Consider the following 13,210-nt stretch of genomic DNA (forward strand, 5'->3'; position numbering starts at 1 on the left):
TGAATGGAATAATTGGTATGACTTCTTTGTTAATTGATACGAATTTGAATTCAGAACAACAAGAATATGTCAATGATATCCATACTTGTAGTATTGCACTCCTAAGAATTATTAATGATATTCTTGACTTCTCTAAAATTGAGTCTAATAAATTGGATTTTGAGGAAAGACCTTTTAATTTAAGATTATGTCTGGAAGAATGTATTGATTTGCTTGCTATTCAAGCAGTGAACAAAAAAATTGAATTAGCTTATTTTATTGAAGATAATACACCAAGCATAATTTTAGGAGATGAAACAAGATTACGTCAAATTTTAGTTAATCTGATTACTAATGCTGTTAAATTTACCGCCAAAGGAGAAGTTTTAGTTAATGTTTCATCTCAACAAATACCATGGTCAGAAAATATTATTAATTCTCCAAATTCAGAAGCATTTAAACTTCCTGAAGATAGTAGTGATAATCAACAAAATATAGCTAGTAATTTGTATGAAATAAAATTTTCTGTTAAAGATACTGGAATTGGAATTCCCCGAGACAAAATGCACAAATTATTTCAACCATTTAGTCAAGTAGATAGTTCCACAACTAGACAATATGGAGGAACAGGATTAGGATTAGTTATCAGTAAACGTTTATGTGAAATGATGGGTGGTAAAATGTGGGTTGAAAGTCAAGAAGGAATAGGGTCTACATTCCATTTTACTTTAATGGCAAAAGTTGATGAAAATATTAGAAGTCAATTTAATCCTATCAGTAACTTAGCTAATAAACGATTATTAATCGTGGATGATCGTCCTTCTTGTTTACAAATTTTAACTCAGCAACTCAACGAGTGGGGAATTTTATCTCATACTGCAACATCAGGTATTGCAGCAATAAATATCCTCAAAAATGAAACTGCTGACCAAAATTTTGATTTTGACCTAATAATTATTGGTATGGAAATGTCAGAAATGGATGGAGTGGCAACTGCTATTGCTATTAGAGAAATACCCAAGTATAAATATTTGCCATTAGTTATGTTAACTCCTATTGGTAAATCTCCTACAAAAAATCAGCTCCAAAAACTAAATTTAGCAGCCTTACTAAATAAACCAATTAAACAGTTACAACTGTACAATATATTGGATAAAATATTCTGCTAATTTGCCGTTAAATAGTAGTCATTCGTTAGTATCATAGACATTTTTTAACGTTTACAAGGCGAATCAGAACCATTCCCTTAGTGATAGCTGAAATATAATAGATTCTTAACTCATATAGCATTACGCATTAAGGTGTTTGACATTTATAAATTCTGTTTGCGGAGCATGACCTAGGAAAACCCTTTGAAAGTCTACTATTCCTTATTCCCTAGCGCTATAATATTTTTAAATTAAAACTTTTATGAATGCACAAAAATCACAGAATAATTCCTCTGTAATAATGATAGTAGATGATGAAAAATATATGCGTTATCTGCTGCGTAAAGCATTAGAATCAGAAGGATATAAAATAATAGAAGCAAACAGTGGCAAACAATGCTTGGAAAAATGTAATATTCAAATACCAGATTTAATTTTAATAGATGCAATGATGCCAGAAATTGATGGCTTTGTTTGCTGTATTAAATTACAAGAACTTTTTAGTCGGCATTTATCAAATGATTTTTTTCCAGATCAGAATCTAGATACTAACCCTTTACTTTACCAGACTCCATTGTTAATAATTACCTCTCTTGAAGACAAAGAATCTGTCGATCTTGCTTTTACTGTTGGTGCCATGGATTATATTAATAAACCAATTAAATGGGCAGTTTTACGTCAGCGAGTTCGTCGAATTTTGCAAATTAATGAACTGGTAAAAGAATTAAAACAGCAAACAGAAACTGCAAGATTTATGACGTTTATTCAAGAACGGATACGTCAATCATTAAACCTTGATGATATTCTCAAAACTACAGTAGATGAAGTCCGAAAATTTCTCAAAACAGACAGGGTACTGATATATAAATTTCAGCCAGATGGAACCGGAGAAGTAGTTATGGAATCTGTTACTTCTAGTCAAGCATCTGTTTTAGAAAGCATGAGTAAATTTAGTGAAAATGCACAGGATAAATCTGCTAATCAAGAATATATATCTATGGGAGATTTAATGCCATATCATGTGGAATTTCTGAGTAAGTTTCAAGTAAAAGCTAACTTAGTAGTACCAATATCAAAGAGTAACACAGAACAAACCTCGGATAAATATTTTGAATCTACTCAACAACAATTGTGGGGATTATTAATTGCTCACCACTGTTCAAAACCGAGAAAATGGGAATTTTCAGAAATGGATTTTATTGAATGTTTAGCGGGACAGTTAGCGATCGCTATACAACAGTCAGAACTATATCAAAAATTAGAAACTGCGAATCAAAAGTTAATTCAACTTGCCAACATTGATAGTTTGACTAAGGTTGCTAACCGCCGTGTGTTTGACGAATATATGGATAGGGAGTGGCGACGAATGGCAAGGGAAAAAGCACCCATAGCTTTGATTCTATGTGACGTTGACTATTTCAAGCGGTACAATGATACTTATGGTCATCCAGCAGGAGATAGGTGTCTGCAAGCAGTTGCTAATACGATTAAAGCAGAAGTCAAGCGACCAGGAGATTTAGTAGCACGTTACGGTGGGGAAGAATTTGTAGTTGTATTACCTCGAACAGATGCTCAAGGTGGATTTCACATAGCAGAATTAATTCGTAGCCAACTTTTAGATTTAAAATTAGTTAATGCTGGTTCTCAAATCTCAGAATTTGTTACCATGAGTTTAGGTGTGGCAAGCACTATTCCTTTACTAGAGTTTTCCTGGGGAAAATTGATTAAAATAGCAGATGAAGCTCTCTATCAAGCAAAAGCAGAAGGACGCGATCGGACAATTATGCAAACTTTTTGAGAAGAAGGAAGAAGAAAGAAGGGATAAGGAAGAAGGAAGAAGGAAGAAAGTCAATAATGATAGAGATAGCTGTTACATTAGACATCTCTGATCGTCAAAAATAAAATCAATTATCTCTCATAAATNAAGAAGGAAGAAAGTCAATAATGATAGAGATAGCTGTTACATTAGACATCTCTGATCGTCAAAAATAAAATCAATTATCTCTCATAAATCATCAATTATTTCCCCCTACTTACCTACTCCCTACTCCCTACTCCCTGCTCCCTCTTTTCTGGAGATGTCTATTATATCTATAGCGTTTCCAGATGAGTTGTCAACCAAAATTGTCGTTTTTTTAGTAAAAAAAACTTCTGTATTCTCTCCTCCTGACTCCTGACTCCTGACTCCTTTTTCTAGCAATTCAATGTTCACATCACATTCAGAAACGCTATATAATAACTAAAATTTATGGTTTATCGGTATATTTTGTTTAATAAACCCTATAATGTCTTGAGTCAGTTTACTGAAAATCCTAATAGTAACCATCGACATCATACTCTAAAAGAGTATATTTCCGTTGATTCAGTTTATCCAGTTGGCAGATTAGACCAAGACAGTGAAGGTCTTTTACTATTAACAAACCACGGACAACTTCAACATCGACTAACCGATCCAAAATTTGCTCATCCTCGTACTTACTGGGTGCAAGTAGAACGAATACCAGATACAACAGCATTGAAGCAACTACAGGAGGGTGTAACGATTAAAAATTACAAAACACGACCCGCAAAAGTTAAATTGTTATCTGTAGAACCCTCCCTACCACCCCGCAACCCACCAATTCGATTTCGCAAAACTGTACCCACCGCATGGTTAGAAATAACACTCACAGAAGGTCGTAACCGTCAAGTGCGAAGGATGACCGCAGCAGTAGGTTTTCCCACATTGCGGTTAGTTAGAATAGCGATCGCTCATCTTCGTCTAGAGGAACTCAAACCTGGTGAATGGCGAGACCTAAATCAAGCTGAAATTGAATCTCTCAAGCAGATATAGCGGAGTCAGAAGTTATATCATGTGCGTAAGAAAGTAGGAGTCAGGAGTCAGGAGTCAGGAGTCAGGAGTCAGGAGTCAGGAGGAAAAAGGGTCATTTCAGTTATCAGTTGGTTTAACAACTTTAAGTTTTTGCATCAGCCAGTTCTCCAAAGCTATATGCAAAACCATCAGACTTATGGATATGCTGGCAATATTTATGATTAACATCAAAGGTTTGAGTTGATGTTTTAATCTTAAAGTTACCTTTTTTCCTAACAGCAATTCTACCAGTATGAGTACCAGCATATTTACCTTTGGGAATTACTGCTTTAACCATGTCTCCAGTCTGGAAACCAAAAAATGATTTCTGTTGAAGTTTAGGTGCGCCGCGAGGAAATCCATACTTATCAGAATTAACCATCTGACGAGTACCTCTACCCATTGCTTTAATCAATAATGGTTGATATCCTTTGATGTTTAAACTATTAGGAGTAGAACTTCCCACACAGGCAGCATCCGTCCAATGAGATTTGGAAATGCCTAATCGCCGTCTATTAAATTTAGTTAATCCTCCAGAACCTAACTCAACAGACAAACCAGTATTTTCAAGAACTTCTTTGAGTTTCCAACGAGTAGCATTAACAGCAGCAGCATCAGCAAGTGGTTGCTTGCACTGTTTTTCTATTATTGCTAAAAGTAATGGTCTATCTGATAGAAAATCAGCAGGTAATTGATTATCCTTTTTCTGATTACACTCAACGCAACTCAGTACCAAATTAGAAACTCTATCGCTTCCCCCTTTGGATTTAGGATAGAAATGGTCTAAGTTAAAAAACCCTTCTTTAGTGTTGCAATAAACGCAAGTCCTGTTAAATTTTTCAAGCAAATATTCTCNGCTAAAAGTAATGGTCTATCTGATAGAAAATCAGCAGGTAATTGATTATCCTTTTTCTGATTACACTCAACGCAACTCAGTACCAAATTAGAAACTCTATCGCTTCCCCCTTTGGATTTAGGATAGAAATGGTCTAAGTTAAAAAACCCTTCTTTAGTGTTGCAATAAACGCAAGTCCTGTTAAATTTTTCAAGCAAATATTCTCTGACTTCATAGCCAAATAATTCGCCTTTTTGGTATTCAATCCCATTAATTTCTGGGTTAACTATCTTCTGCGTATCAAACCTAACTAACTCTTGGCTAATAGCGGTGATACGAGCTAATCGACATAGTTTTTTTACCCAAGATTCTATGTTATAAACTCGACTCATTAAGCTCGGAGGCAGCCAACCTTTGGGTCGTTTCCTGTTGAAAAAACGAGGTTGACGATATCGAGTTTTACGATTACGACGGTTACAACGTTGAGTTCTACGGTCATTTAATTTGTCCCGAATTTGAAACCCGCGATGTTCAAGTTCTGCACACCAGACAATGTTAGAGTCAGATACTACTGCTAACCCAGTCCTTTTAGCACCAGGGTCTATCTTAACTCTTAATTCTTTTACTTCATCTTTGGATTCCTCCTTCAAAATAATCGTAAATGGATACCTGCGAAATACTGCTGCTTTGCCTTCAGTTAATAATTTTCTGGCAACGGCAGGATGTACTGGATTGCAGGGTTTTTTATTAGTGTCCAGCACAAAAACTGCATTTTTATTCATTAAAAAACTCCTATTTCTAGGGTAATGTTTACCTCGCCAATGTTGCATCCCGGCAGATCCAAATAGCACCGCTTTACCCCTCGTAAACTTTTAACTATTTGGTTTCAGAGCTTGGAACTGGTAAAGCATTCCAAGGTGAGAACTTTGACTCTTAAATGCAACGTAGTCAGTTAAGACTTAGGCTGGTCAGCTACCTAAAGAGGAGGCACGTTTCATGTCGGCTCTTAGCCGAAAGCCCCGTCTCTTTAGAGCGGGGTGCTGACAAATTGACTCTTGCTTCAATTTGGCTTGATGCTCACAACGAAAACCATCCTTGCACCATTGTGTCATATTAACCTGTGAAAGTTTGAGCACATCTGTACATTTTGGTTCTATTACCTGACTTTCCACCGCCCATATCAAACTACGAATAACATCGAAACCTGTCTTGAGGCGAGATTCTTGATTTCCTGGTCTACCTATTTCCTTAACAATATCAGTTTCCACCCAAATTCCATGAGAACCCAGAATAATTTGTGCTAACCACTTTGCTCTAGGTAAATGACTAGGAGATGTGACTAATTTAATATGTCGCGCTCCCCATTTTTCCAAAATTGGCATAGCAAAAAAAAAGTTACCAAAAGTAGATTTAGCGCAATGTTCTAACCAAACCTTCTCTACAGGAGCATTTACCCGTTGAAATAATCCGACAATACAGGGATCTTGAGAACCAGTAGAAATTAGTATAGGTATCTGAGGATATTTTTTAGCTACTTGAGCAATATAAATTTCCCGTTTAATACTGCCACCCAAAACCAAGTAAGCATCAACAGGAGCTTTTGATGCTGAGTTAAGCAAAATAGTATTTCCCACACACCAAACTAACAGACCAGAAATTATGGGTAAAAGTACCAAAAGCAGTATTTTTCTAATTTTCTTGTTTCTACGAATGGTGTGATTTTCTCGCATATAAATTATTTTGAGTTATATCATGTCCGGATAATTAGTGATCAAAAAACTTTCTCCTTTTTATACTTTCTTTTTCCCACTTCCCTCCTGACTACTACCTCATTATTTATAACTGTTCAACCGGACATAATATTATATCACTTTGAAAAAAAAGAATAGTATAAAAAGGTAGCTCTCTGTCAGATATGCTGAAAAATAGCTACTCCAATTCATTTTAGATATTTATATCCCACGTTCCGCACGTCAACTTGTAGCATTAAAAGTAGTATAAAAATGGTAGCTTGGTAAGTATTTATACTGAAGATATCCTATTCATTTGCCTGTAAAGGCTTTAAGGTCTAATTTGCCAGCCCTTACTATTGGACAATAGATGAATAGAACATCAATAATTGCGAAAGAGAGGAATATAGCAGCCACATTTGCTCCGCTTTTTCGTATAGGGAATGCTCCGCATTCATGTCGGCTCTTAGCCGAAACATATCGGCGACACCCGAAACGCTTTCTCAGCAGAGCAATAACTATTGGACAATAAATGAATAGAACATCAATAATCTCGAAAGAGAGCAATATATCTGCGGAATGGATGCTCTATCACTACCTTCATACAACAAAGCCGTATGAAATTGCTAAGAATGTAAGTTTTGAGTCCAAAATTAAGAATGCAAATCATACCTATTTTCTACCCTAAAGTTGCGCAAAAAACTCCTTTATACTTCCTGAATTATGACTCCTGACTCCTTTAATTCCTATTCTTTTTTTCACCATTATTCCGCAAAAATTCCCCAACAATAGCAACTGCTCCTGAGCCTACAATTAAAATTACACTTAGAGCATTAATATCTGGTTTTACTCCTGTACGAATCCGACTAAAAATTTCCATTGGCAATGTTGTTGCTCCACTTCCAGAAGTAAAACTAGCAATTAAAAAATCATCCATACTTAATACAAAAGCCAGCAGACATCCAGACAAAATTCCTGGTATTAATTGGGGTAATAATACTTGAATAAAAGCTTCTACTGGCGTTGCTCCTAAATCAAGGGCAGCTTCCTCTAAATTGGGGTCTAAATCTGCTAATCTTGTAGAGACAACTAAACCTACATAAGCTAAACAAAAAACAATATGAGCTGCAATAATTGTCCATAAACTTAATCTAATTGCCAGTGCAGCTAAAAATACCAAAGTAGCTACAGCGATCGCTATATCAGGAATAATTAATGGCAGATAAGAAATACCCAGATATAATGATTTACCACGAAATTTATATTTGGCCAAACCTACTGCCATTAAAGTACCAATAATTGCCGAAACAGCTACAGCAAAAAAAGCTACAGTTAAACTATTTTGGAGAGCAGTTAAAATCCTAGTATCCTGAAAAAGTTTTACATACCATTCCAGGGTAAAACCTTCCCATCCAGCACTATATTTAGATTTATTGAAGCTATAAAAAGTCAATACAAAAATTGGCAAGTACATAAATAGGAACATTAAAATTGTAAATATTACCTGCCAAGAAATTTGAAATTTAGGTTTAGATTTAGACATATCTATTGGGATATCATCTTCTGGATTTATTACAGTATTTGTCATTTTTTTTTCATCTAAAACTTGAGTAAAATTTTGACTCGTATAGGTGGTAAATAAAAAATACGATAAAATGTTACAAGCTACATTTAGCTTGGGTTTGGAGACCAAACCCCTACGTTCATTAATTGATAATGGATAATGAATAATGGATAATTACCTCTGCTTAAAACCATCGAATTGAATATCGGGAAATCTCCTAGAACTTTTTTTCTCCTTAAATTGATTAATTATCAATTATCCATTGGTAAAATGTTACCTAATAGTTCAATATTCAATCTTCCCATACCTCCCACACCTCCCACACTTCCCACACTTATTTCGACGGTTTACCATCACTAAATTTTAGTAAAAGAGCGATCGCTATACTCACCCCTAAAATCAAAACCATACTCAAAGATGAACCAAAACCCCAATTTTGAGTAGCTCCTAAAAACTGGTTATAAATTAATCGAGCAGCAGTCATACTGGAAGCTCCACCTAATAATTCTGGGTCTACAAAATCTCCTAAAGAACTAATAAAAACTAACAAAGAACCTGCAGCAATACCAGGTAAACTTTGGGGAACTGTCACTTTCCAAAAAGTTTGTATAGGAGTAGCACCTAGATCGGATGATGCTTCTAATAATCTCCGGTCTAATTTTTCTAAAGAAGCATAAAGAACTGTCACAATATAAGGTAAATAACTATAACTCATGCCAATCAAAACTGCCGGAGTTCTATTCAACAATTCCAAAGGTGGTAGTCCGATAATTCCAATAATTGAGTTTAATACACCAGTAGGACGTAAAATTGTAATCCAGGCATAAGAACGTAATAAAGATGAAGTCCAAAGTGGCAAAACAAAACCCAATAAAAGTAGATTTCGCCACTTTTTTGGTGACATTAAAGCAATCCAATAAGCTACAGGAAATCCTAATAATAAACATAAAATTGTTGTACCTATAGCAAAATATATTGAACGCCAAATTACTTTTAAATTTAAGGGATCAAATACTCGTAAATAGTTACCGATACCGTCAGGAATTACTAAATCTCCTGGTCGAATATTCTCTACTAAACTCAGCTCAAAAATTACTAAGGTTGGCAATACTAATAAAAACAATAACCATAAACCTGCCGGACCTAGTAAAACTAGAGGACCCAAGAGTTTAGAAAATATTTGACTCATACCATGTTTTGACGGAGAATTAGGGAAAGCGGGAGTAGATGTTTTAGTAGGTGTATTCATATCAGTTATCAATTATCAGTTATCAGCTATCAGTTATCAGCTTAAATCAAAACTAATGACTGTATAACGATTTTAATTTTCTCAATGTCCTAACACTTTTTTTGTAGTGTTATAGAAATTGCAAAATTTCTCAAGGATTGGATTTTATAGTGCTATGCGCAAGTTAAAAGTAAAAAGTTAAAAGTAATCTCACTCGTGAGTTTTCGATGCCTAAATGCGTAGTGCTATATATGTTCAGGAACAAGGAATTTTATTAAGCTTTACTTAGACTTTAATAACTAAAAAAAGGTCGTAGAATAATCCCATAAATAAACTCAGGAATTTGTCTTCTTCCTTCCTCCTTCTTCCTTCCTCCTTTACCAATGGATAATTGATAATTGCTATATTAGGTTTACAGCCTTCTATTTCAAGAGAAAAAAAGTGCTAGGAGATATCCTTATATTCAATTCCGTTACGGTTTTAACCAGAAGTAATTATCCATTATTCATTATCAATTATCAATTATCAATTAATGAAAATTATCCACTTCTTAATTTAGTCCAGTATCTTTCATAAACTTCTTCATATTTACCCAGTGGAGCTAAACTTTCGCAGTTTTGAATAATTGACTCTGGAGGAAATAAAGTAGGGTCTTCTTTTAGTTCTTCTGGTAACAATTGATATGCTTCACGAGAAGGTGTCGTAAAACTGAGTCTTTCTACAATTTCCGCTGCTATATCTGGCTGTAACATAAAGTTAATCCATTGATAAGCACCATCTGGGTTAGGAGCATTTTTCGGAATTACTAATGTATCTGTCCATAGAGAGGAACCACTGCGTGGGGTAATATNAAAGTTAATCCATTGATAAGCACCATCTGGGTTAGGAGCATTTTTCGGAATTACTAATGTATCTGTCCATAGAGAGGAACCACTGCGTGGGGTAATATATTCTAAATCTTCGTTTTCTGGTTTAATTTCTGCAGCATCAGAAGAATAACACATAGCAATTAACAAATCTTCTACCAAAATTTGAGAGCGCCAACCATCTGTAGTAAAGGAAGCGATCGCTGGTCTGAGTATAAGCAACTCTTCGTAAGCTTCCCTAATATTTTCTACATTAGTAGAGTTGTAAGAATATCCTAATTTTCTTAAAGCACATCCCATCACCTCGCGAACGTCATTCAGTAAAGTCATCCGCTTTAATACTAAATCTTCATTTTCCCAGAGATATTCCCAGTCATTAGGCGATGTTGGTAACAGTTTACTATTGTAAATTAAACCAGTAGTTCCCCAACTTACGGGTACACTATAGAAATTACCCGGATCGTATACCGGGTCTTGAAATTTGGGAAATAGATCATCTAAACCAATAATTAGAGAGTGGTCTAATTCTGTCAGCAAGTTGAGGGCAGCCATTTTTTGCACCATATAATCAGAAGGATATATGATACTATATGCTCCTCCTCCCCCTGCTTGTACTCTAGCTAGCATTGACTCATTAGAGTCAAACACATCCGCAACTACTTTGATACCAGTTTCATCGTAGAAGCGATCGAGCAAATCTTGATCTGTATAACCTGCCCAAGTATATATATATAATAAATCTGAATTACCCTGCATTCTGGGGTTAGATTTAACTTCGGCTAATCTCCAACCACAACTAGAAAGGGTTGAAACTGCGATGGTAGCTGCTGACGCTTTCAGAAATTTACGTCTAGAAGTACGAGTATCTTGCTGGTAACTCAATTTCGCTACATTATTTCCCTGGTATTTCTGTAAATTAGTTGGAGGCACAGTAGTTACAAAAAGTTTAAAGTCAAAAGTAAGTTTACCAATGGATAATTGATAATTGATAATTAATCCCCAAAGGTTTAAAGCCTCTCATTACCAATGGATAATTGATAATTAGAGATAGTTTTCATTATCNTTGGAGGCACAGTAGTTACAAAAAGTTTAAAGTCAAAAGTAAGTTTACCAATGGATAATTGATAATTGATAATTAATCCCCAAAGGTTTAAAGCCTCTCATTACCAATGGATAATTGATAATTAGAGATAGTTTTCATTATCCACTATCCATTATTCATTATCAATTAATGAAGCTTTTTAATTGTATTTAACTATTTTTATGATTTTGATTCACTTAAAGCCAAACAATTTTGTTTTGACCAGTAAACATAGATAGGAGTATCTTCGTTGGGCAAAGTTCCTTCTGTATTTGGCTGCCTTACCATCATCCGATCGCCTGACAACAGATTTACTTGATAATGTACATGAGTTCCCATATACATTACATTGGTCAACCTGGCTTCAAAACAATTTTCTGATACATCTGGACAATAGAGACTTAGATTAACTTTTTCTGGTCGCACACTTACGACTACTGAAACACCTCCATAGATTTCTCCATGTTGTTCCTTATCACTCACTTTTGATTGTTCTACAGAAATCTTGAGACCACTATCTGTCTTAACAACCATACTGGAATTATTACTATATTCGACCCGACCTTGAAATAAATTCGTATCTCCAATAAAATCTGCCACAAATGGACTTTCGGGGCGCTCGTAAATTTCTTGAGGAGAGCCTATTTGTTCTATTCTACCCTCGTGCATCACAGCAATACGGTCAGACATACTCATGGCCTCTTCTTGGTCGTGAGTTACCATCACAAATGTAACGCCCAAATCTCGATGTAAATTGGACAATTCCATTTGCATTTGTTTGCGTAGTTTTAAGTCTAGGGCACCGAGAGGTTCATCTAATAATAATACTGCTGGACGATTTACTAAAGCCCTTGCTAAAGCCACCCGTTGTTGTTGCCCACCGGATATCTGATTAGGATAGCGATCGGCAAATTTCTCCATTTTCACCAACTGCAAAGCTTGTGCTACTTTTTCCTCGGTTTCAGCTTTTCCTAAACGTTTGATTCGTAGTCCAAAAGCTATATTATCTTTAACGCTTAGATGGTTAAATAAAGCGTAGCTTTGGAAAACAGTATTTACTGGACGACGGAAAGGNTGTTGCCCACCGGATATCTGATTAGGATAGCGATCGGCAAATTTCTCCATTTTCACCAACTGCAAAGCTTGTGCTACTTTTTCCTCGGTTTCAGCTTTTCCTAAACGTTTGATTCGTAGTCCAAAAGCTATATTATCTTTAACGCTTAGATGGTTAAATAAAGCGTAGCTTTGGAAAACAGTATTTACTGGACGACGGAAAGGAGGAGTTTGGTTCATTGATTGGCCTCGAATCATTATTTCACCCGCTGATGGGGTTTCAAATCCAGCTATTAAGCGCAACGTAGTAGTTTTGCCACAGCCAGAAGGCCCTAGAATACTAAAAAATTCTCCTTGACGAATATTGAAGTCCACACCCCTTACTACTGTATGGCCGTCAAATACTTTGAATACTTTACGCAGTTCGACGTCGTTTTGGGTGTTGGTTAGGGTCGTCCCCATATTCAGTGCAGTTTGAGTCATAATTATTATGTCTTGAGTGGGGAATATATTTGGGAAATTTGGTTTTCAACTAATTTAAGTATTATATTTTCTAGTATTTTAGCAGTATTAAAGGCAAGAAGGAAGAAGGAAGAGGGAAGAGGGAAGAAGGAGGAAGGAGTAAATATTGAAAAAAAAGGAAAAATGATAGAGTCTAAAATGAATTGGAGCAGCTTTTTTTAAGCATCTATAATTAAGATGCACTTTTTTGTCGCATTCTTTTTTGAAAGCTAACGGCTGAATGGTTAGGATATAATATAGCATTATGAAATTATTTGTGAAAAAAAACTGTAGATCAAATATTACAACCTATTTGAGGATTGCTATATAATTTTTCGGGCTGATTTTTATATCTATAAATATAGCTATTATTT

At 35.3% G+C, this 13,210-nt stretch carries 9 protein-coding genes and 3 pseudogenes; 3 read left to right on the forward strand and 9 right to left on the reverse strand.

Annotated features, from left to right (window positions below; genetic code table 11):
* The 3 genes from AFK68_RS29810 to AFK68_RS29820 form a co-directional block, all read left to right on the forward strand.
* Positions 1-1,148: ATP-binding protein (locus AFK68_RS29810; RefSeq protein WP_143438427.1), on the forward strand; the 1,148-nt coding region annotated here is incomplete at its 5' end.
* Between the two features lie 241 nt (positions 1,149-1,389).
* Positions 1,390-2,925, forward strand: coding sequence for a diguanylate cyclase domain-containing protein (locus AFK68_RS29815; protein WP_094677511.1), 1,536 nt, complete (start codon positions 1,390-1,392; stop codon positions 2,923-2,925).
* Positions 2,926-3,375: 450 nt separating this feature from the next.
* Positions 3,376-3,960 carry a pseudouridine synthase gene (locus AFK68_RS29820; RefSeq protein WP_094677513.1) on the forward strand — a complete coding sequence of 195 codons (585 nt, stop codon included), beginning with the start codon at positions 3,376-3,378 and terminating at the stop codon, positions 3,958-3,960.
* A gap of 121 nt (positions 3,961-4,081) precedes the next feature.
* On the opposite strand, the gene AFK68_RS46965 is transcribed toward AFK68_RS29820, so the two are convergent.
* From AFK68_RS46965 to AFK68_RS40190, 9 genes and pseudogenes are all read right to left on the reverse strand, one after another.
* Positions 4,082-4,825 carry an HNH endonuclease gene (locus tag AFK68_RS46965; RefSeq protein ID WP_371357616.1) on the reverse strand — a complete coding sequence of 248 codons (744 nt, stop codon included), beginning with the start codon at positions 4,823-4,825 and terminating at the stop codon, positions 4,082-4,084.
* A gap of 9 nt (positions 4,826-4,834) precedes the next feature.
* Positions 4,835-5,643, reverse strand: a pseudogene (gene iscB / locus AFK68_RS29830) (RNA-guided endonuclease IscB); the annotation flags it as partial.
* A 138-nt stretch (positions 5,644-5,781) separates the two neighbouring features.
* Entirely contained in the window at positions 5,782-6,543 is a 762-nt protein-coding gene (locus AFK68_RS29835; protein WP_094677517.1) for a YdcF family protein, read from the reverse strand.
* 739 nt (positions 6,544-7,282) lie between these two features.
* Positions 7,283-8,131, reverse strand: a complete 849-nt coding sequence (locus AFK68_RS29840) for an ABC transporter permease (RefSeq protein ID WP_094677519.1) — start codon at positions 8,129-8,131, stop codon at positions 7,283-7,285.
* 310 nt (positions 8,132-8,441) lie between these two features.
* Positions 8,442-9,356: an ABC transporter permease gene (locus tag AFK68_RS29845; RefSeq protein ID WP_094677521.1), complete on the reverse strand. Its 915-nt coding sequence runs from the start codon at positions 9,354-9,356 to the stop codon at positions 8,442-8,444.
* A gap of 518 nt (positions 9,357-9,874) precedes the next feature.
* Positions 9,875-10,185: PotD/PotF family extracellular solute-binding protein (locus AFK68_RS42840; protein ID WP_246844547.1), on the reverse strand; the 311-nt coding region annotated here is incomplete at its 5' end.
* Between the two features lies 1 nt (position 10,186).
* Positions 10,187-11,083 (reverse strand): annotated as a pseudogene (locus AFK68_RS29850) (extracellular solute-binding protein); the annotation flags it as partial.
* Positions 11,084-11,462: 379 nt separating this feature from the next.
* Positions 11,463-12,356: ABC transporter ATP-binding protein (locus AFK68_RS29855; RefSeq protein ID WP_210407690.1), on the reverse strand; the 894-nt coding region annotated here is incomplete at its 5' end.
* A 1-nt stretch (position 12,357) separates the two neighbouring features.
* Positions 12,358-12,818, reverse strand: a pseudogene (locus AFK68_RS40190) (ABC transporter ATP-binding protein); the annotation flags it as partial.
* Between the last annotated feature and the right edge of the window lie 392 nt (positions 12,819-13,210).

The sequence above is a fragment of the Hydrocoleum sp. CS-953 genome, from assembly GCF_002260545.1.
GTDB lineage: Bacteria > Cyanobacteriota > Cyanobacteriia > Cyanobacteriales > Microcoleaceae > Trichodesmium.